This window comes from Corynebacterium flavescens, assembly GCF_008693105.1.
Taxonomy (GTDB): Bacteria; Actinomycetota; Actinomycetes; order Mycobacteriales; family Mycobacteriaceae; genus Corynebacterium; species Corynebacterium flavescens.
The window spans coordinates 95707-115235 of the sequence record NZ_VXKK01000013.1; the positions used below are offsets into that span (position 1 = coordinate 95707).

24 protein-coding genes and 1 riboswitch are annotated in these 19529 nt (G+C 62.2%); of the genes, 16 read left to right on the plus strand and 8 right to left on the minus strand.

From position 1 onward, the window contains the following. Nucleotides 1-14 precede the first annotated feature (14 nt). The 6 genes from hemB (at nucleotide 15) to F4V60_RS01740 (ending at nucleotide 5338) form a co-directional block, all read left to right on the plus strand. Complete coding sequence (hemB, locus tag F4V60_RS01715) at nucleotides 15-998, plus strand: porphobilinogen synthase (protein WP_075729050.1); 984 nt, start codon at nucleotides 15-17, stop codon at nucleotides 996-998. A gap of 8 nt (nucleotides 999-1006) precedes the next feature. After that, entirely contained in the window at nucleotides 1007-1825 is an 819-nt protein-coding gene (locus F4V60_RS01720) for an MFS transporter (RefSeq protein ID WP_174775520.1), read from the plus strand. An 11-nt stretch (nucleotides 1826-1836) separates the two neighbouring features. Beyond that, nucleotides 1837-2364, plus strand: a complete 528-nt coding sequence (locus F4V60_RS01725; protein WP_075730977.1) for a hypothetical protein — start codon at nucleotides 1837-1839, stop codon at nucleotides 2362-2364. Between the two features lie 47 nt (nucleotides 2365-2411). Continuing rightward, nucleotides 2412-3458, plus strand: coding sequence for a uroporphyrinogen decarboxylase (gene hemE, locus F4V60_RS01730; protein WP_075729051.1), 1047 nt, complete (start codon nucleotides 2412-2414; stop codon nucleotides 3456-3458). Then, nucleotides 3459-4847 carry a protoporphyrinogen oxidase gene (locus F4V60_RS01735; RefSeq protein ID WP_075729052.1) on the plus strand — a complete coding sequence of 463 codons (1389 nt, stop codon included), beginning with the start codon at nucleotides 3459-3461 and terminating at the stop codon, nucleotides 4845-4847. Between the two features lie 116 nt (nucleotides 4848-4963). After that, the gene (locus tag F4V60_RS01740; protein ID WP_075729053.1) at nucleotides 4964-5338 is read left to right on the plus strand and encodes a hypothetical protein; all 375 of its coding nucleotides are present in this window, start codon (nucleotides 4964-4966) and stop codon (nucleotides 5336-5338) included. Here the strand turns inward: F4V60_RS01740 and F4V60_RS01745 are convergent. From F4V60_RS01745 to F4V60_RS01755, 3 genes are all read right to left on the minus strand, one after another. After that, nucleotides 5335-6459 carry a DUF1648 domain-containing protein gene (locus F4V60_RS01745; protein WP_075729054.1) on the minus strand — a complete coding sequence of 375 codons (1125 nt, stop codon included), beginning with the start codon at nucleotides 6457-6459 and terminating at the stop codon, nucleotides 5335-5337. The two genes, F4V60_RS01740 and F4V60_RS01745, sit on opposite strands and share 4 nt — an antisense overlap. Before the next feature lie 22 nt (nucleotides 6460-6481). Beyond that, nucleotides 6482-6856: a GntR family transcriptional regulator gene (locus F4V60_RS01750; protein ID WP_075729055.1), complete on the minus strand. Its 375-nt coding sequence runs from the start codon at nucleotides 6854-6856 to the stop codon at nucleotides 6482-6484. Between the two features lie 245 nt (nucleotides 6857-7101). Further along, the gene (locus tag F4V60_RS01755; RefSeq protein WP_075729056.1) at nucleotides 7102-7941 is read right to left on the minus strand and encodes an NAD(P)-dependent oxidoreductase; all 840 of its coding nucleotides are present in this window, start codon (nucleotides 7939-7941) and stop codon (nucleotides 7102-7104) included. A gap of 25 nt (nucleotides 7942-7966) precedes the next feature. Next, a riboswitch (guanidine-III (ykkC-III) riboswitch) is annotated at nucleotides 7967-8033 on the plus strand. Nucleotides 8034-8042: 9 nt separating this feature from the next. Here F4V60_RS01755 and F4V60_RS01760 point away from each other — a divergent pair. The 8 genes from F4V60_RS01760 to F4V60_RS01795 all read left to right on the plus strand — a co-directional run bounded on the left by F4V60_RS01760 (nucleotide 8043) and on the right by F4V60_RS01795 (nucleotide 14897). Next, nucleotides 8043-8360, plus strand: coding sequence for a DMT family transporter (locus tag F4V60_RS01760; protein ID WP_075729057.1), 318 nt, complete (start codon nucleotides 8043-8045; stop codon nucleotides 8358-8360). Between the two features lie 61 nt (nucleotides 8361-8421). After that, complete coding sequence (hemL, locus tag F4V60_RS01765) at nucleotides 8422-9747, plus strand: glutamate-1-semialdehyde 2,1-aminomutase (RefSeq protein ID WP_075729058.1); 1326 nt, start codon at nucleotides 8422-8424, stop codon at nucleotides 9745-9747. 27 nt (nucleotides 9748-9774) lie between these two features. Then, nucleotides 9775-10383: a histidine phosphatase family protein gene (locus F4V60_RS01770; RefSeq protein ID WP_075729059.1), complete on the plus strand. Its 609-nt coding sequence runs from the start codon at nucleotides 9775-9777 to the stop codon at nucleotides 10381-10383. A 1-nt stretch (nucleotide 10384) separates the two neighbouring features. After that, nucleotides 10385-10981: a TlpA disulfide reductase family protein gene (locus F4V60_RS01775; protein WP_075729060.1), complete on the plus strand. Its 597-nt coding sequence runs from the start codon at nucleotides 10385-10387 to the stop codon at nucleotides 10979-10981. Further along, complete coding sequence (locus tag F4V60_RS01780; protein ID WP_075729061.1) at nucleotides 10982-11791, plus strand: cytochrome c biogenesis CcdA family protein; 810 nt, start codon at nucleotides 10982-10984, stop codon at nucleotides 11789-11791. It begins immediately after the preceding gene. Nucleotides 11792-11815: 24 nt separating this feature from the next. Then, nucleotides 11816-13447, plus strand: a complete 1632-nt coding sequence (locus F4V60_RS01785) for a cytochrome c biogenesis protein ResB (protein WP_075729062.1) — start codon at nucleotides 11816-11818, stop codon at nucleotides 13445-13447. 144 nt (nucleotides 13448-13591) lie between these two features. Then, on the plus strand, nucleotides 13592-14611 hold the full coding sequence (gene ccsB, locus F4V60_RS01790; RefSeq protein WP_075729063.1) for a c-type cytochrome biogenesis protein CcsB: 1020 nt from the start codon (nucleotides 13592-13594) through the stop codon (nucleotides 14609-14611). Between the two features lies 1 nt (nucleotide 14612). Further along, nucleotides 14613-14897, plus strand: a complete 285-nt coding sequence (locus F4V60_RS01795; protein ID WP_075729064.1) for a helix-turn-helix domain-containing protein — start codon at nucleotides 14613-14615, stop codon at nucleotides 14895-14897. On the opposite strand, the gene F4V60_RS01800 is transcribed toward F4V60_RS01795, so the two are convergent. After that, nucleotides 14894-15148: a hypothetical protein gene (locus F4V60_RS01800; protein WP_075729065.1), complete on the minus strand. Its 255-nt coding sequence runs from the start codon at nucleotides 15146-15148 to the stop codon at nucleotides 14894-14896. The two genes, F4V60_RS01795 and F4V60_RS01800, sit on opposite strands and share 4 nt — an antisense overlap. A 51-nt stretch (nucleotides 15149-15199) precedes the next feature. Between F4V60_RS01800 and F4V60_RS01805 the strand changes: the two genes are divergently transcribed. Beyond that, nucleotides 15200-15532: a DUF4229 domain-containing protein gene (locus F4V60_RS01805; RefSeq protein ID WP_075729066.1), complete on the plus strand. Its 333-nt coding sequence runs from the start codon at nucleotides 15200-15202 to the stop codon at nucleotides 15530-15532. Here the strand turns inward: F4V60_RS01805 and F4V60_RS01810 are convergent. Beyond that, nucleotides 15529-16428 carry an AEC family transporter gene (locus F4V60_RS01810; RefSeq protein WP_075729067.1) on the minus strand — a complete coding sequence of 300 codons (900 nt, stop codon included), beginning with the start codon at nucleotides 16426-16428 and terminating at the stop codon, nucleotides 15529-15531. The two genes, F4V60_RS01805 and F4V60_RS01810, sit on opposite strands and share 4 nt — an antisense overlap. Further along, on the minus strand, nucleotides 16429-17340 hold the full coding sequence (locus F4V60_RS01815) for a 1,4-dihydroxy-2-naphthoate polyprenyltransferase (protein WP_075729068.1): 912 nt from the start codon (nucleotides 17338-17340) through the stop codon (nucleotides 16429-16431). Between the two features lie 127 nt (nucleotides 17341-17467). Here F4V60_RS01815 and F4V60_RS01820 point away from each other — a divergent pair, with 127 nt between their 5' ends. Continuing rightward, nucleotides 17468-18175 (plus strand): metal-dependent transcriptional regulator, encoded by a 708-nt coding sequence (locus F4V60_RS01820; protein ID WP_174775521.1) that lies wholly within the window; start codon nucleotides 17468-17470, stop codon nucleotides 18173-18175. Nucleotides 18176-18185: 10 nt separating this feature from the next. On the opposite strand, the gene menE is transcribed toward F4V60_RS01820, so the two are convergent. Then, nucleotides 18186-19343, minus strand: a complete 1158-nt coding sequence (gene menE / locus F4V60_RS01825) for an o-succinylbenzoate--CoA ligase (protein WP_075729069.1) — start codon at nucleotides 19341-19343, stop codon at nucleotides 18186-18188. Nucleotides 19344-19348: 5 nt separating this feature from the next. Then, nucleotides 19349-19501, minus strand: a complete 153-nt coding sequence (locus tag F4V60_RS12485; RefSeq protein ID WP_170216823.1) for a hypothetical protein — start codon at nucleotides 19499-19501, stop codon at nucleotides 19349-19351. Between the last annotated feature and the right edge of the window lie 28 nt (nucleotides 19502-19529).

The window sequence follows — 19529 nt, forward strand, 5'->3', positions numbered from 1 at the left end:
AAGGAGTAATACCAGTGAGCACTTTCCCCAATCGTCGTCCCCGCCGCCTGCGCCAGTCCGCGGCCCTCCGCGAGTTGGTCGCGGAGACCACCTTGCGCCCGGCGGACTTTATCCTCCCGATGTTCATCGTTGATGGGATCGACGCGCCGCGTGAGATTCCCTCCATGCCGGGGGTTTATCAGCACACCATCGATTCCTTGAAGCGCGCCGCCCACGAGGCGCTCGACGCGGGCGTGAAGTGCGTTGACCTTTTCGGCGTGCCGCTCGATGAGGATAAGGATGAAACCGGTTCGGCCGCGTGGCAGCCGGATGGAATCCTCAACCTGGGCATCAGCGCGCTGCGGCAGGAATTTGGGGATGATCTCATCGTCATGTCCGATACCTGCCTCGATGAGTTCACCTCCCACGGGCACTGCGGAGTGCTCGATGAGAAGGGTCGCGTGGATAATGACGCCACCGTCAAGCTCTATCAGGATATGGCGCGTTCGCAGGCCCGCGCCGGCGCTCACATGGTGAGCCCCTCCGGGATGATGGATGGCCAGGTTGCCGCCATTCGTCGCAACTTGGACGAGGCCGGCCACGAGGATGTGGCCATCATGGCCTACTCGGCGAAGTATGCCTCGGCATTCTTCGGCCCCTTCCGCGACGCGGTGGGATCTTCCTTGGAGGGCGATCGCCGTACCTACCAGCAAGATCCCCGCAACTTCCGGGAGTCCCTCCTCGAGGCGCAGCTCGACTTCGAGGAAGGCGCCGACATTGTTATGGTCAAGCCGGGGCTGCCCTACCTCGACGTGCTCTCCGCTGTTGCGGAGACCTCGCCGGTGCCGGTTTCGGTCTACCAGGTCTCGGGCGAGTATGCGATGATCAAGGCCGCCGGCGCCAACGGTTGGATCGACGGCGAGGCAGTTATGATGGAATCCCTGACCGCATTCAAGCGCGCCGGGGCGGATCAGATCCTCACCTACTTCGCCACCGACGCCGCCCGTCTTCTCAAGTAAGGAAAACGTTGACCATTCCCGCCCCTCGACTTTCTCCGCCAACGTCCCCTAAAAATTCCTCACAGAATTCCTCGCAGAACCCCTCGCAGGGTGCTCCACAGGGGCAAGAAGATCAGAGCAAGCGCACAGAGACCGTCTCCCTGCTCATCGTGGTGTGGCTCGTTGCCTTGGTAGCGGAGTTTGTGCATCAGTGCCTGAGCGTCATTGCCTCCCTGCTCAACCGCGATCAGCTGCTGGCGCAAGCCCGCGAGCAGGCGGCGGACACGCTGGCTGGAACGGGCCAGGATCTTTCGGATTCCCTCATCCAGTCCGCCGCCTATGGCTCGATTATTCTCTCGGCGCTGTTTTCCTTTGCCATCATCGCGGTGTTGGCCTGGATGCTGTGGTCTTTTAATAAGCCCACCAAGCGGGCGGGGACGGCGCGGCGGTTGTGGTTCTTCTTCTCGCTGTACTTCGGCATCCGCATCGTCTTCGTATTCCTGCTCACCCCCGCGGGCAGCAAAGTGCCGGACTGGCTCTTCGTGCTCGATGGCTCGGTGCAGATCATCGTGGGCGTTGCTGCCGTGATGGGCCTGTTCTTCTCCAGCAGGGAGGAAACGCTCGACTACACAGGCGAGCTCGAGCAGATGCGGGAGATGGAAAAGGAGCTGCAGAAGGCCCGGCGGGAGAGGGAAGAAGAAGAACGTCAGAAGTCTCGTGAAGAGAAGCTCGGGGAGCTGCGCCAGGGGAGCAAGCGGGGCAAAGACGGTAAAGATTCTAATGATGGCCAAGAAGACAAGGACTCTTCCGGCTTTCGCTGGCCCCCGCGCTCAAAGGGAGGCAAGTAGAAGTGACCAGCATGTTCCCGCAACCCGGTCGGCCCGATGACGGCAAGCCGGATGCGGATCGCTCCGGACCTAAGGACTATAACCGTCCCTCTCGCCCTGTAGATAACACCGACCCCAGCGTGGCGCCTCCGGCGCTGGCGTGGGCTTATTGGGTTCTCGTTGGTGCGGCGATTGTCATGCTCACCAGCGCCATGGTCGGCATCTTCGGTGCGGGCGACAGCCAAGGCCACGCTCCTTCAGAGGCCGTGTCCGAGTATCTGCGCAGCAACCGCCGCTTCGTGTCTGTAGTCAATGCCATAGCTGCGCTCGTCATGGCTATAGCTGCCACGCAGCTCAAGAGTGGTTCTAAGTGGCCGCGCCGAATCATCACGGTGGCTATCGCGCTGACGCTTTTCACCAACATCGCGGCCCTAGCGCTGGGCGTTGGGGGCTTGGCCCTGCTGTTCATCCCCATGCTGCTCATGGTGGCGTTGGTGTTGTTGTACCGCCCGGCGGTCAACCGCTTTATCAAGAGTCATAATTACCGCAGCTTCACATAGGTTAGGCTAATTAGCCCCTCTACAACTTTTGATTCATAATGTAGGGCATGCCACAACGTAGCCTTCATGCCTCCCCGCTCATCGACGCGGCACTGGGACACAGTCCCACCCGCCCGCCCGTATGGTTCATGCGCCAGGCGGGGCGTTCCCTGCCGGAGTACCGCCGCGTGCGCGAGGGCATCGACATGCTGGACTCGTGCTTCATGCCGGAGCTCCTCGCCGAGATCACCCTCCAGCCGGTCCGTCGCCATGATGTTGATGCGGCTATTCTCTTCAGCGATATCGTCGTCCCGCTCAAGGCGGCAGGCGTTGGTGTCGATATCGTGCCTGGCCGTGGCCCCGTCATGGATAAACCAATCCGCAGTGCAGAGGACGTCGCCAAGCTGCCCATTCTGGACACAGACGTGCCAGAGGTCGCCGCGGGTATTGGAATCGTTCTCGATGAATTGCGCGATGACCAGGCGCTCATCGGTTTCGTCGGGGCGCCATTTACTCTGGCTTCCTACCTCATTGAGGGCGGGCCCTCCAAGAACCACGAGAAGACCAAGGCGCTCATGCACGCCGACCCTAAGACTTGGCACGCGTTGATGCGCCGGCTAGTGCCGACCATCAAGGCCTACCTTAAGGTGCAGGTGGACGCCGGCATTGATGCCATGCAGCTCTTTGATTCCTGGGCGGGCTACCTCAATGAGGCGGACTACCGCGAGTTCGTGCTGCCCTATTCCACCGAGATCCTTGACTCCGTGGCCGGTGTTATCCCGCGCATCCACTTTGGCGTGGGAACCGGCGAACTGCTCGGGGCGATGTCTGAGGCCGGGCCCGAGGTCGTCGGCGTGGACTACCGGGTGGCTATGGATGCCGCCGCCAAGCGCGTGGGCGCGCGGATTCTGCAGGGAAACCTGGATCCGGCTTTGCTCTTTGCCGGGGATGATGCCGTGCGCCAAGCCGTGCGCGTTATCAAGTCCCAGGTGGATGCCGCGCGTGCGGCGGGCGATATCGACGGGCACATCTGGAACCTCGGGCACGGGGTGCTTCCCACGACGGACGCGGAGGCCATCACCCGCGCCGTAGCGATCATTCACGAGGAGGGCTAAATGCGAATTGCCATTGTGGGTGCAGGTTTAGCGGGGCTAAGCGCTGCTTATGAACTGCGCGAGCACGACGTCGATGTTTATGAAGGCTCGGGGAGGATCGGCGGCAAGCTCTACAGTGTCGCTTTTAACGACGGCCCCACGGACATGGGTGCTGAGGCCTTCTTGGCGCGCAATGCCGAGGCAGTGGAGTTCTTCACGGAGTTGGGCTTGGGGGATTCCCTCGTCGCACCTTCGGGGCTTCGGCCCCTGCTCTATGTGGACGATAAGCTGCAGGCTCTTCCCACCGGCGGAATGATGGGGATTCCCTCCTCCGCAGAGAAGATCGCCGCATTGGTCTCCGCGGAGAGCGCGCGGCACATCGCCAACGAGGAGCCCTTTGAATGGACTCCTGGCGGGGATGTCTCCGTGGGCGCGCTGGTGCGCCAGCAGTACGGCGCCGATGTGGTCGAGCACGTGGTCTCCGCTTTGTTGGGCGGGGTCTACTCCTGCACGGCGGATGATTTGGGCCTGCGGGCCACCATTCCGGGCTTGGCACGGGTGCTCGATGAGCAGGCCGCGCAGGGGTCGGTCACTTTGTCCGGCGCGGTCAAGGTCCTCGAGCAATCGCGCGTATCTACCCCGGGCAAGGGCGCGCCCTTCCGGGCCTTCCGCGGTGGCTACGCCGAGGTCTATGAGGCCTTGGCGGAGAAGTCCGGTGCGGATATTCACCTGGATTCCTTCATCTCTGGGATTAGTCACCGTCCGGGGGAGGGCTATGTCCTCAAGGGTGCGCCGGCGGATGCCCCGCTTTACGAAGGCGTGGTGCTAGCTACCCCAGCCCCCACCACCGCCCGGCTTATGGCGGGCATTGCCCCGCAGGCCACTGAAGCCCTGCGCGAGGTCAAGCTCGCGAGCTCGGCCGTGGTGGGCTTCAAGTTTGACTCGGATGTGGATCCGGAGGGCAATGAGCTGCCGCAGAACACCGGAATCCTCGTCGCCACCGATCAAGAAGACGTCCATGCCAAGGCTTTTACCCTCTCCTCGCGGAAGTGGCCGCACTTGGCGGAGCGCGGTGGCGCACTCGTGCGTGCCTCATTCGGGCGCTTCGGTGATGACGCCCTCGTGCGCGCCGATGAGGAAACGCTGGTGGACTACGCCTTGGACGATCTCGCGCACATCACCGGCTTCGATGGCCGCGCCGCGGGCGTCTCTGAGATCTTTACCCAGCGCTGGTTCGGCGGCCTGCCGCGATACGACGAGCACCACCTGGAGACCGTGTCCTCGGTTCTGGGCGCGCTGGCGGATGTGCCTAGCATTGCCGTTGCTGGCTCCTGGGTCAACGGCGTCGGAGTTCCTGCGGTTATCGCGCAGGCCAGGGAGGCCGCGCGTAGGCTTATCGGCGCAAAATAAAGCGAGCCGCCGCGCAGGCGGGCGCAGGGCAACACCCAAGGAGATACACGTGCCACACGAAAACGAGGCTTCTACCTTCAGCGCACCGGAATCGGGGGCGCTGAACTCGGCGGCGCGTGACCTCTCCCAGGCTTACCGCACGCGCCATCCTGGTCGATCCCCGGCCGCTAGATCTGGGGGCGGGGCTCGATTGCTCCGCGCCCAGTGCACAAAGTCTGCTTCGTGCCCAACCTGGTCCGCTCACGGAGATTGAGGCCACGCTATCGCGCGATGGGCAGGAATACTCCGTTGGTCGTGGTGCCGATGTCCTAGGACACCCGCTCTTGCCCTTGGTGTGGCTGGCGCACACTTTGCACGAGCACGGCTCCAGCCTGCGGGCGGGGCAGACGGTGCTCACGGGCAGCTTCTGTGCGGCGGTTCCGCTGCGCGCGGGATCGCACATCCGCGCAGATTATGGCGCCTATGGTGCACTCGACATCGAGTGCGTCTAGAACAAGAACGCGAAGGCAAGTACGCCGATCGTGCTGGCCAGTAGTAGGCCCGTAGCAGCCTGGGCCTGCCACCGCGCGTAGTTGAAAGCTATGCCGGTGCCGAAGCGCTTGTCCACCAAGACTGCCGGGTCATTCGGGTTGTAATAAAACATGCCCCACTTGTAGTACTTGTCATTATCGGGGCTTTCTGCGTCTTGCTCATGCAGCCCGGCCTTGCGCAGTTGAGCATCCATGGCGGTTTGTGCGCGGAGCTGGTTGATAAGAAGTAGGAGAACTCCCACGAGCGCGCCGCCAGCGGTAATCGCCAGCCCGAGCCACATATAGTCCTGGTAGGCGGGCAGTACGCTGCAAATCTGGGTCACGGCCAGCCCTGCGCTGATGATGAGGAAGAGGTAGCCTATCCCGGTCGTGCTTGCCGCCAGCAAGGCCTGGGCGCGCAACTGTCCAGCTATCGAGCGATCGGTGCGTTGGTGCACGGTGGAGGACTTAAATGTCCAGCCAATGAAGAATAGGAGCGCCACGAGTCCGAGTCCTATGAAGCTGGGAAAGAAGGCCGCGCCGATGGATTTATCGGCCCACGCGTCGGGCTGCATGCGGGGACCCCAGTGGGTGGCGATGACATCTGGGACCTCGGCCCAGCGTGTAGCCACGGTGATGACTCCGGCGGCAATGAGAGCTAGAGAGCCGATGATGGCGAGCCACGGAATAGTGGGCACCGGTACGTCGACGCCTTGGATAGCAGCTTGGGAGCTGATTCTTCCCGATACCGCGGTCTCGATGCCTTCAAACCAGCCCTCACGCTGCTTGGCGGTGATGAGATCCCTGCGGCAAATCGCATAGGCATAGAACGCAAAGGCAATGAGCAGGAGCGGGCTTGCCGCAGCCACCAGGGGCACACCGGCGGCGATAAGGGCTAGGAGCGCGCTGAGTATTCCGCCGTAGAGCACCCACCTGCGGTACCTGCGCAGGGCATCGCGCACGGGCGGGCTTTGACTAAAGCGGGTGGGAACCCGCACGCCGAGAGGTGCGGCGGGTGAGGTCATCGTGGGCGCATAGATGAAAGCGATGGTGATGACGAGGGTGCTGAACAGCATGGTCAGCGGGAAGATGAGGGTGTCCATGATTTCTCCTATAACTTGGAAATTAAAGATCGAACTGAGTAAATGCCGAGTCGAGCTCGGCGTGGATGGCTTCCTTTTCAAAGCCCTGCGCGCGGGCGAGTGCGGCAAGCCGGCCCAGCTCCTCGCGCAGATGAGTCTCTTGTTCGGGGCTCGGTGGGGAGGGGGACGCTACGACGCTGCCCGCGCGTTGCGAGGTCTCGATGATGCCTTCGGCGGCCAGGAGGTCATAGGCCTTCTTGACGGTGGCGGGGTTGATTCCGAACTCTGCTGCCACGCGGCGTACAGAGTCCAGCCGGGTCCCGGGGGTGATGTCGCCTTTGGCTATGGCTTCGAGGATGCGGTCGTGGATTTGCTGGAATAGGGGAGTCTCAGACTCCGGGTGGAGGGTGATGAGCATGAGTGCCTCCTTTCTGTACTGCCTATAGTAACACAATCTGTATTACTAAAAGTGATACACAAGCCGTCCATATGCGGTGGTGAAGCGCGTTCACTGTAAATAGTGGCTCTTTTCCCAGGGGCCACTATTTACCGTGAAGGAGCAGCCTGGGCCGTGCAACCTCGCGGAGAAGGCATGAAAAAGCGCCCGCGGACCTCGACAAGCGTGAGGAGCGCGGGCGCAGTGATAGTGGCTAGCAGCTAGGACTATCCCTTATTACGGAAGACGAAGATGGAGGAAAAGTCTTGGTTCCCGTGGCCCATGTGCTGCTGCTCCTCGAAGCGGGAGATGGCTGCGGCGACGGCGGGCAGAGGCTTTGCGGAGGTCTCCTCCATCAGGCGTGCATCCTTGCACAGAGCGTCCACGGTGAAATCGCCCGGATCGGTATTGCGATCCCCGGTGATGAAGGGGCCCTTCATGTTCTTCATGAAGGCCAGGCCAGTGATGTCGAGCATCTGAAGGATGACCTCGGCGTCGAGGCCTTGGGACTCACCGAGATCGAGGGCCTCAAGCAGCCCCTCGGCGGTGACGGCCAGAGCCAGGTTGGCCAGCAGCTTGCCGGTGGCGGCCGTCGCTGCCGATTTGACCCCGATGAGCTTGTGCTCATCAGCCCAAGCCTCCGCGAGGCTCATGGCCAGCTCGCGGCGCTCGTCATCCGGGGTTCCCACGTAGACGCCGAGCTGACCCGCGCGCGCCGGGCCCAGGGAGCCGATGACGGGGGCGTGGACATAGGAGTCGACGGCGGCGGCGAACTCGCGGGCGACGTCGGGGGAGACGGTGGTGGTGTCGATCCAGGTGATCCCTGCGGGGATGAGGTGCGGCTCGATGACCACCTCGCGGATGTCATCTGGGCCAAAGAGCGAGGTGATGACGACCTCGGCATCGGCGACCGCCTCTGCGGGGGTGGCGGCGAGGCGGGCTCCCTCCTCGACGAGGGGCTGCGCGCGCTCGGGGTGCCTATTCCACACGGTCAGCTCGTGGTTGGCCAGCAAGTGACGGGCAAGCTCGCTGCCCATGCGTCCGGTTCCTAAAAATGCAATCTTCATGATTGATAGTGTGCCATTATTGGGGACAGGCCCGCAGGAAAGCGAGCCCCGGACGACGGAGCCGTACCCGGTAGTGCGACAAGACGGCCAGCAAGGACATCATGTTTGCCTGGTTAATTCTCATATCTTCGGCCGTTTTTGAGGCCGTATGGGCTACCGCCCTTGGCCGTTCCGAAGGCTTTAGCCGCCTGTGGCCCACCGTCATCTTCGTCGTCGCCTGTGTGATTTCGATGGGCGGACTCGCCGTGGCTATGAAGTCCATTCCCGTGGGAACCGCCTATGCGGTGTGGGCCGGATTCGGTGCGGTATGCACTGTTAGCTACTCCATCGCTACTGGTCAAGAGGCCGCCAGTGTGCTCAAAGTACTCTTCCTGGTACTGATCATCAGCGGCATCGTGGGCCTTAAACTCGTGGGCTAGGTGAAAGGCTGCGCCACACTCCCCGGGTATCCAACTTTTGTATAAGGCATTTACCGTTACAATGTGGGCTATGCCTAAATCGAGCGAACAGCCAGTTTCTCAATCAGCTCAGTGGTTCCGCCGGGCCAGCCAGGTCACCCCGGGGGGTGTCAACTCTCCCGTGCGGGCCTATGGATCCGTCGGCGGGCAGGCGCGGTTCATCGCCCGCGGCCAGGGATCTCGTCTCTGGGATATTGACGGCAACGAGTACGTCGACCTCGTTAGCTCCTATGGTCCGATGATTCACGGCAATGCCCAGCCTGACATCGTTGCCGCGGTCCAGCGCGCCGCCACCAAAGGCCTGAGCTTCGGCGCCCCCACCGAGGCGGAGACGCTTTTGGCGGAGCACATCGTCGAGCGCACCGCCGTGGAGGAGGTGCGCCTGGTCAATTCCGGTACGGAGGCGACCATGTCTGCAGTACGCCTGGCCCGTGGTTTCACTGGCCGCGCCAAGATTTTGAAGTTCGAGGGCTGCTACCACGGGCACGTCGATGCGCTCTTGGCTTCGGCAGGCTCCGGGGTGGCCACCTTTGCCCTTCCGGATTCACCTGGCGTAACCGGCGCTGCGGCGGCGGATACCTTGGTTGTTCCTTATAACGATCTCGAGTCAGTGCGCCGCGCCTTCGCGGAGAATCCGGGCCAGATCGCCTGCATCATCGCCGAGGCCGCCGCCGGAAACATGGGCACGGTCGCGCCCCAGGAGGGCTTTAATGCCGCGCTTGCCGAAGTCGCCCATGCCGACGGCGCCCTGCTCATCCTCGACGAGGTCATGACGGGCTTCCGTACCTCTTATCGTGGCTGGTACGGCGTCGATGGAGTGGCAGGTGACCTCGTCACCTTCGGCAAGGTGGTCTCTGGAGGTCTGCCGGCTGCTGCTTTCGGCGGACGCGCTGAGATCATGGAGTACCTCGCGCCGACTGGGCCGGTCTACCAGGCGGGAACGCTCTCAGGAAACCCCGTGGCTATGGCCTCCGGCCTCAAATCCCTGGAGCTGGCGAATGAGGAGCTCTACCCGCGCCTGCAAGCTCAAGCGGATCGCCTTACCAGCATGATCACCCAGGCCTTGAATGAGGCTGGCGTGGAGCACCACATTCAGCGCGCCTCCTCTATGTTCTCCATCCGCTTCGCCGAGGGGCAGGGGCATAACTTCTCCGACATGAAGGCCGCGCAGACCTGGCGTTTTGCCCCCTTCTTTCATCAGCTTTTGGAGGGCGGGGTGTATGTTCCGCCTTCAGCTTTCGAGACCTGGTTTGTCTCTGACGCGTTGGGGGACGAAGATTTTGAGGTAATCGAGCAGGCTCTTAAACCCGCAGCACGCGCCGCCGCCGCTGCAACGCCCCCGCAATAAGCCTCGGGAAGCGTGAAAGGAATACCCATGTCTAGCACCATCGTTCACCTCGTGCGCCACGGTGAAGTCTTCAACCCAGACAAGATCCTCTATGGCCGTATCCCCGGCTATCATCTGTCTTCCCGCGGCCACTCCATGGCGGCGCGGACGGCCCAAGCCTTCCGCGGGCACGACGTCACCTATCTCGCGGCCTCGCCCTTGCAGCGCACCCAGGAAACCTCGCGGCCCTTTGCCCAGCTCACCGGGCTCGATGTAGAGATAGAACCGCGCCTTATTGAATCGGGCAACCAATTCGAAGGCCTGCGCACCAAGGGCTGGAACTCCCAGCTGTGGAATCCGCGTTATTGGCCGCAGCTACTCAACCCGGCTATCCCGTCTTGGGGAGAACCTTTTAGTGACATCGCCGCCCGCATGCTCGACGCCGTGGCAGATGCGCAGCGCAAGGCCGAGGGGCACGAGGCCATCTTGGTCTCCCATCAGCTGCCCATCGTCATGGTCCAGCGCAGTGTCTTGGGCAAGCGCCTGCCGCACGCACCGTGGAACCGCGAATGCGATCTGGCCTCGGTGACTTCACTGGTCTATCAAGACGATCAGATTTCCGATATTTACTACTCCGCACCAGCGCAGGCAATCTAAGATGTCACGACTTACTACAGCGGCCCTCATTGCATCGGCGTGCCTGACGTTGTCCTCCTGCACGCAGGACGCGGACAATGCGCAGAACGCTGTCGCCTCGGGCGGCACCTTCGAGTTCATCTCGCCGGGCGGCCAGACGGTTATTGATTACCCCGCGGAAGATCGCAAGCCCCTGTCGAATTTCAGCGGCCCGGATCTGCGGGATCAGAATAAGACCATTTCCTTGGAGGACTTCCCGGATCAGATTGTGGTCCTCAATTCCTGGGGTCAGTGGTGCGCGCCGTGCCGCTCCGAATCCGATGATCTGGATTCCATCCATGCCCAGCTGCAAGAACGCGGCCTCGGCACGGTGCTCGGCATCAACGTGCGTGATTACAATCCGCAGATTTCCTTGGACTTCCTTGAGGACAACGGCTTGGAGTACCCCTCCATCTACGATCCGCCTTTCAAGACTGCGGCGGCGCTGGGCGGCGTGCCTACCTCGGTGGTGCCGACAACCATCGTTCTAGATAAGCAGCACCGTCCTGCCGCGGTATTCCTCCGCGAGATCACGGAGAAAGACGTCATGGAGGTCGTCGACAGGTTGGAGCAGGAGTAGATGCTTGTCACTCTCGCTGCCGGCATAGGGGAGACCTTTGCCGAAACCGCGGCGGCTGGCCCCCTTCTGCTGGGCATCCTCGCCGCGGCGGCCGCAGGCCTCGTCAGCTTCGCCAGCCCCTGCGTCGTCCCGCTCGTGCCCGGCTATATTTCCTACCTGGCCGGCGTGGTCGGCGGTGAGGTGACGTATGACGAGAAACTTGGGGTGGGCGTCGGCAAGCGCAGGCAATGGGCAGTCGTTGGTGCCTCCTTGCTCTTCATCCTCGGTTTTACCGTGGTATTTGTGCTGGCCACCGTCTCTGTTTTTGGCGCGATTTCGGCCCTGACGTTCAATGCGGATGTGCTGATGCGCATCGGCGGCGTGGTAACCATCCTCATGGGCGTGGTCTTCATGGGGCTCGTGCCTTTCTTGCAGCGTGATACCCGCATGGCTCCCAAACGTTGGAGCACATGGCTGGGCGCGCCCCTGCTCGGCGGGGTTTTCGCCCTGGGGTGGACGCCGTGCCTAGGACCCACCTTGGCCGCCATCATCTCCATCTCGGCGGGAACGGAGGGCATGACCGCGGTTCGCGGGGCAGTGCTCATCGTGGGCTATTGCCTCGGCCTGGGCCTGCCTTTCCTGCTCGTGGCGCTGGGCTCGGCGCGGGCCATGCGCACCATTTCTTGGATGCGTAAGCACTCGCGCACCATCCAGATTATCGGCGGCCTCGCCATGGTTTTAGTCGGACTGGCGCTGCTGACCGGCGCTTGGGGCGCGTTCATCAACTTCATCCGGCAGTGGACTGTCGAGTACGGTGCGACCTTAATCTAGGTCGACTAGAGGAGAGAAACTTCTGTGATTTATATCCGCAAGGCCTGGCGCTGGCTCACCAGCATGCGTACCGCTTTGGCGCTGCTGTTCTTGCTGGCGATAGCGGCGATTCCAGGTTCCCTGCTGCCGCAGCGCGAGCTCAATGAGACCAACGTCAACGAGTTCATCGAGACCAACGGCAACATTGCCAAGATCTACGACAAGCTGCAGCTTTTTGATGTATTCTCCTCCATCTGGTTCCAGGCCATCTTCGTCCTGTTGATGATCTCACTGGTGGGTTGCATCCTGCCGCGCTCGGTGGAGCACTACCGCGCGTGGCGTTCCCAGCCCACCCGGGCCCCGAAGTACCTGACTAGGCTGCCTCTTAACGCCTCCGGCAGCAGCGATCGGTCTGTAGAAGAGGTCAGCGCTGAGGTCCGTAGCATGCTCAAGAAGTGGCGCGTTTCGGAGTATTCTCCTGCGCAGGACCGCGCCGGTGCTCTGTCCTTCTCCGCCGAGCGCGGTTATGGCCGCGAGTTGGCCAACCTTATCTTCCACGTCGCGCTCGTTGCCATGTTGGTGACCGTGGCGGCGGGCCGGCTCACCAATTACGAGGGCCAGGTCATCGTGGTCACCGAATCCGGCTCGCAGGAGGAAAGTGCTGCTAGTGGGCAGAACACGGAGTTCTGCAATACGTCCACCTCAAACTTTGATTCCTTCAGGGCGGGCGCGCTTTTCGACGGCACCGGGCTCCACCCCTTCTGCATTCTCGCCCACGACTTCAGTGCCGACTACCTGCCCAATGGGCAAGCCGAGATGTTTAGCTCCAATATTTCCTACGCCGAGGGCGATGACATCTACAGCGATAGCTCGCAGTGGAAGGACTATGAGCTCAAGGTCAACCATCCCTTACGACTGGCCCAAAACCGTCTCTACCTCCAGGGCCACGGTTACGCACCGACTGTGACGGTGCAGTGGCCGGACGGGGAGACTCGTACCCAAACCATCCAGTTCCGCCCGGATGATCTCACCAACTTCCTCTCCTCGGGTGTCATGCGCTTTGATCCGCCGGCCGGAATGTACCCGGAGCTTTTTGACCGCCGCCAAAACCAGCTGGCTATCCAGGGCCTTTTCGCCCCGACAGCACAGTGGTCCGGAGAGAACGGTCAGCTGCTCACCTCCTCCTACCCGGCACTGACGGATCCGGCCCTGGCCATCGACATCTATCGCGGTGATGCCGGTCTAGATACGGGCTCGGCGCAGTCCATCTTCTCGCTCGATTCCACGCTCGTGCACTCGGGCCAGCTGCAAAAGATTGACCGCGTCAACCTCACGCAGGGCGAATCGGTCACGCTGGATGATGGAACGAAGGTCACTTTCGACGGTGCCTCCCAGTTTGCCAACTACCAAATCTCCTATGACCCCTTCCAAAAGTGGGTCCTCGTCTCCACCGTCATCATGCTCGTGTCCTTGGTTGGTTCCCTGGTGATAAAGCGCCGGCGCGTGTGGGTGCGCCTGCGTCCCAACGCTGCTGGCGGCACCGACGTGGAGATGGGCGGGCTTGCTCGCACCGACCGCGCTGGTTGGTCGGAGGAGTTCTACGAGCTCTACCGTCATCTTCTCCGCCTGCCCGACCCGGACGAGGTAGAAGAGGACGACATCTACGTCGAGGACTAGGCAGCCTCGCCACCGAGACAACCTCGAGGGCTAGGCAGCCTCGCGGCCTAGCCCTCCTCCAAAAGTTGGATCCCTACATCGCCGCCGAGTAGGGTATGGAGGAAAACGTTTTTACTGCTCATACGCTAGATTCCAAGGTGCTTTATGCAGGTTAACCAGAATTTGTCTAATTTTTCGGACGTCTCCGTCCAGACCGCTTTCGTCATCTATGCCCTGGCGTTATTCTTCGCCGCTTTCTATTACGGCAAGATTCACACCGTCATCGACGGGCGTCGCGCACGCGATGCGGCGAAGGCGGATGAAAAGTCTAAGGTCCTCGTCGGCGCTGGAACGGAAACGGTCGCCTCGAGTGCATCCGGCGCTGACCAGGAGGTCATTTCCCTCGAGGAATTGGCTGCTCGCGAGGCCAAGGCAAATAAGATCGGGGGAATGACGCAGTCCCTCATTTGGCTCGGCGTTGTCTTGCATGTGGTTGCCATCGTTTTGCGCGGGCTGGCCACCGGGCGCTTCCCCTTTGGAAACCTCTACGAGTACGTGCTCATGGTTTCTGCTGGCGTCATCGTCATCTCCTCCATCGCGCTGCAGCGCAAGGAGTGGCGCACGCTGTGGCCCTGGATCCTCACGCCCACGCTGGCTCTGATGTTCTACGGCTCGACCAAGCTTTATGCGGAATCCGCACCGGTGGTCCCAGCGCTACAGTCTTATTGGCTGCCTATCCACGTCACCGTCGTCTCCCTTGGTGCCTCTATCGGCATCATCTCCGGCATCGCCTCGCTGCTGAGCATGCTGCGGCGCTGGCAGTCCAAGGGTACGGAGCACGGCATCTTTGGAAAACTGGCCAAGCCCTTGCCCTCAGCTAATAAGCTCGATCAGCTGGCTTATCGCCTCGCCGTCATCACCCTGCCTACCTTGGGCTTGGGCATCGTATTGGGCGCTATCTGGGCTGAATCCGCTTGGGGCCGCTTCTGGGGCTGGGATCCGAAGGAGACGGTTTCCTTCGCCACCTGGATCCTTTATGCCGCCTACTTGCACGCGCGCGCTACGCCCTCCATGCGCAAGATTGCGCCGTGGATCAACATCGCAGCCATGGCAGTGATGGTATTCAACCTCTTCTTCATCAACATGGTTGTCTCGGGCCTGCACTCCTACGCGGGGCTGAACTAAGGTGTCCGAGGTACACCGGCCCCGTCATAAGCAGGGCAAGCCGGCCGGAGATAACCCGGCGCTTATCGCCTTGGGCGCGCAGTTTGCGCAGCGCCGCCGCGAGCTCGGAATTCTGCAGCAGGAACTTGCCGATGCAGCTGGCGTATCCCGCTCCACCCTCCACACCATTGAGCACGGTGCGGCAGGGGTGCGCTGGGAAAAGGTATTTGCCGTGGCGCATGCTCTCGGCCTCGAGATGGTCTTTATCCCCCAAGAAGACGCCGCCCGCAAGGACTCTGAAGCTTAAGCTTCGGGCTCATCTTCGCCGCGCTGCTTGCGCTGGCGTTCTTCCTCTATTTCTGTGGCGCGGCGCTCTTTGAAGCGCTGCTTTTCAATATTCCAGAGGAACTCTTCATCATCATCTGGGCCTTTAATCTCTCGCCGTGGATTGTCCTGGACTGCATCGCGCCCGTTCTTCTTCCAGGAGGAAGGACCAAAGGCTTTCCACACCAGGTAGACGGCAAGCACAATCAGAACAATCAGTATCAAACGACCCATAGGCCCCATCCTACTTAACTTGCTAAGTGGCGCCGCGTAGAATCGAGTCCCATGAACAACGAAGCTGCCCCCTTGAACACCCCGGAGCCCCCGCTCCCGGATCCGCAGTTGCGTCGGCGCTCCCGGGTTGCCCTGTGGAAGTACGGCATCGCCCGCGTTTTGCTCTTTATCGTGCTGGCTGTCGTTATCCAGCTGCTCTCCATGGCGGTGGGTTTCCCCATCCCTGTGCTCATTTCTGCGCTGCTAGCACTCTTCGTTGCCTTGCCGCTGTCCATGCTTGTATTCTCGCGCTGGCGCGTCGAGGCCACCGGAACCTTGGCCGAATACTCCGCACAACGCAAAGCACACAAGGCCTGGGTCCAATCGGAGCTCGCCGGGCGCTAGTGCCCGAAGAGGAAGGCAATCACTAGCATCACCGGCAATGAGGCGAAGGTCGTGATGAAGACCGTATCGCGCGCCACGCTCTGCCCGCGTTGGAAGGTCGCTGCATAGTTATAGACCTGCTGCGCTGTCGGCAGCGCACAAAGAATGACTGCCGCATAAGTGTGTTCCGGGCTCAACCCTAAGGCGAGGCTGAGGCCATAGGCCACGGCGGGCAAACCCACGAGTTTCAGCGCCGTGGCTGTATAGGTCGCGGGCCGGGAGCTGCGGTCGGAGAGCACTCCCGCGGTCTTGAGGGAGGCACCGAAGCTGAGCAGGATAAGCGGGATCGAAGCCCCGCCGAGCAGCGCCAAGGGCTCCATGATGGGCGCGGGGATATGCCAGTCCTGCCAGGCCACTATGAAGCCTAAGGCTGAGGCGAGAACCATCGGCGATAAAAGCCCCGTCTTTATCCCTCCCAGCAGCGATTTGCCGCCAAGGGCACCCAAGATGAGCGGCGTGAAAAGGACCATCTGCACAAAGACGGCCGGGATGGCATAGGTCGAATCACCCAGGACGTACTGGCTGACGGGAAGCCCGATGTTGACGGCGTTGAAGTAGCTGGCCGCCGCAGCACCCGAGGCGAGCTCGGCGATGCCCTTGCGCCAGAAGAATGCTGCGTAGATGGCGGCGACGATGACCGCGGATAGGACTATGACCACGATGACGGGGGAGAGCACTACTCCCGGGTCGGAGCGCGCGACGGAGCTAAAAAGCAGGGCCGGAGTGGCGGCATAGAAAGCCACCTTGTTGAGGACGAGGCGTTCGCGGTCCGAGGAGATGATGCCGCGGGCGGCTAAGAACCAGCCAATGAAGATGACCGCCAGGATGATGGAGAAAGCGGTGAGTACTCCCAGCATCTAGATTCCCAACCCAGCCGCGATGAACAGCGCGGCCGTAACCACCACGGACCAGGCCAGCATTGCCCGCCCCGTCATGCCAAGCACCGGGATAAGCTCTGGGCCGCGTGCGCCCCGGTTGACGGTACGCACGGACTTGAGTGCCAGCGGGAAGTAGACCAATCCCACCAGGGCAGGCCATGCGCCTATCGCAATGCCCAGCGTTAGGAGGCAGGGCAGGAGCAGCAGGAGTGTAAACAACAAGCGGGCGCGGGAATCACCCAGGCGCACAGCCAGGGTGAGTTTCCCTGCCTGAGAATCGGAGGGAATATCGCGAATATTGTTAGCGAGGTTGACCGCCGAGCTCATAGCGCCGATTCCCACCGCCAGGGCCACACCCGTCCAAGTAAGCGTCCCGGCCTGGGTGAACTCGGTGCCCAACACGGCCACCAGACCGAAGAATACAAAGACGGCGACCTCGCCCAAGCCGCGGTACCCATAAGGGTTCTTGCCGCCGGTATAAAACCAGGCTCCGGCGATGCACACAGCGCCAACGAGAATAAACCACCAGGCGCCGGAGGTCAGGGACAGCGTCACCCCAGCCAGGCCCGCGAGGGCGAAGGAGCCAAAGGCCGCGTACTTGACGTGGGCGGGTTTAGCCAGCCCCCCGCCGGTGAGGCGCTGCGGGCCGGTGCGATCATCGTCCGTTCCGCGGATCCCGTCGGAGTAGTCGTTGGCGTAGTTGACGCCGATGATGAGTGCCCAGGCCACGATGAGTGCAAGCAGCGCCCGCCCCCAATGCACGGAGCCATACGCCGCTGCCGCTCCCGTACCTGCGACCACCGGAGCAAAGGCGTTGGCCCAGGTATGGGGCCGGGCGCCTTCTAACCAGTCTTGAGCGGTTGCGGAATACGGGGGAGTGGGCTGATTCATAGGAGCTATTGTGCCACGCCCCTGTGCACCGGCTTTCTTTCCCCCGTGTCCTGTCGCCAGTCCACAGCGGCATGGCTAACGATGTCACCACAGCCTAAGAAGCCTCTCCAGGCCTTGCCCAGATACAATGAGCGCCATAGATCTGAGCACCTTGCACGAGCGCACACAGGACTATTTGAAGACGCTGTGGGGCTTTGAAGAGCGCAATGGACTAGGCGCCACCATGTCGCTCGGTGATCTTGCCAAGGCCACAGATCAGAAGCTGCCAACCACCTCCGAGGCGGTTAAGCGCTTGGCGGCCAAGGGGCTAGTGGAGCATGAGCGCTACCTCGGGGTGAGGCTGACGGAGGAGGGCCGCGGCCTCGCCGTCATCATGGCGCGCCGCCACCGCCTACTCGAGACCTTCTTAATGCAGACGCTCAACTATTCCTGGGACGAGCTCCACGAGGAAGCAGACATGCTCGAGCACGCGCTCTCAGATAGATTCGTGGCGCGGATCGACGAGCTTTTGGGCTATCCCACCCGCGATCCCCACGGGGACCCCATCCCGGGGGCCGATGGTAGCTCGGAGCCGCTCTCTCGCCTCCTGCTTGGCGATGTCGCGCCGGGCATCCCCGTCATCATGGAGCAGGTCAACGATTCCGATCCGGAGTTCCTGCGCTACCTCGACTCGAAGGGCGTGCGCCCTGGCGTGGAGCTGCAGATAGTCTCCGCCCCCGTGGCCGGTCTTTTGGAAGTATCCATCAACGGCGGTGCTGACAAAGGCGGCGCTGAGTTCTCCATCGGCCTGTCAGCCGCCGGCGATATCGCGGTGCGGGAGAAGGCTGAAGACTGAAGATCAAGACCTAAGAACTGGCAGCGCTAAAAAGCTCGCGTACGGCGCGGCGATCGATCTTGCCCGGGCCGGTCAACGGCAGCTCCTCCACCCGCTTTAAGTCCTTCGGTACCTGCCAGCGCGGCACCTCTGCATCTTCGAGGGCGACCAGGATGTCCATCAAGGAGGCGGCGCCGGTATAGGCGGCCACGATGGCCTGCCCCAGCCGCGGGTGTGGCACGCCGACCACGCAGGCCTCAGCCACGCCCGGCACCATGAGCAGTTCCTTCTCCAGCACCTCGGGGTGCAGCTTCAACCCGCCGGAGTCGATGACATTATCCAAACGGCCCGTCACGTTAAGGTGCCCGTTCTCAATGAATCCTCCATCGGAGGTGATGAACCAGCCGGGTTCGGAAAAGGCTGCGTGGCCGGGCAGATTACGGTAACCGTGGGCGATGGTGGGCCCGCCCAGGCGAATGCGCCCGTCGACGACGCGAACCCGGGTACCTGGCAGCGCCATGCCGTCGTAGACGCACCCGCCCGCGGTCTCGGAGGCGCCGTAGGTCGCGCGGAGTGTGATGCCGAGCTTCTCCGCGCTTACGCGCAGCTGTGGGTTGAGAGGGGCGCCGCCGATGAGTACGGCGTCGAAAAGCGCGAGCGCCTCAATTCCCTCCAATGTATCCATCGCCTTCGCCAGCTGCAGCGGGGTCAGCGCGGTATATGCGCGGTCCCCGGTGCGCCCCAGCACGTGGGCGGCGCGCGCGAAGGCCGACACATCAAAACCTGCGCTGAGGTCCAAGCACAGGGGATCGACCCCGGCCACAAGGGAGCGGATGAGCACCTGGATGCCTGCGATGTGGTGACCAGGCATGGCCAAAAGCCACTGACCCGGCCCACCCAGCGCCTGGTGGGTGGCATCGGCGCTGGCCACCACGTTAAGCGGGCTGAGCTGCGCGCCCTTCGGCGTACCCGTGGAACCGGAGGTGGCAACCACCAGCGCTATCGCATCATCGATGGGCTCACCCGCGCGCTGCGTATTGCGCAGCACGGTCGAGCGCGTGATATCACCTTGGGGCAGCGGCAGCACCGACGTCTGACCGGCAATGGCCGCCTCCAAATCGGGCAAGATTGCGGCCGGATCGTGGGGATTAACGGGCAAGGGGGCAAGGATATGACTCACCCGAGACATTTTAGCTACCGGCCATAAGGATCGCGGTCATCGTCCTCATAGTCGAAGGGACGCTCGTTCTTCTTCGCCGCATCGCGGATACGCCGCAGCATCCAGACGCGCAGCACAAGCACCGCAGTAATCGCCAGTATGGCGAGAATCCAGGCAAAGTACATCATGGACTGCAGATACTACGCCACGCCGGCA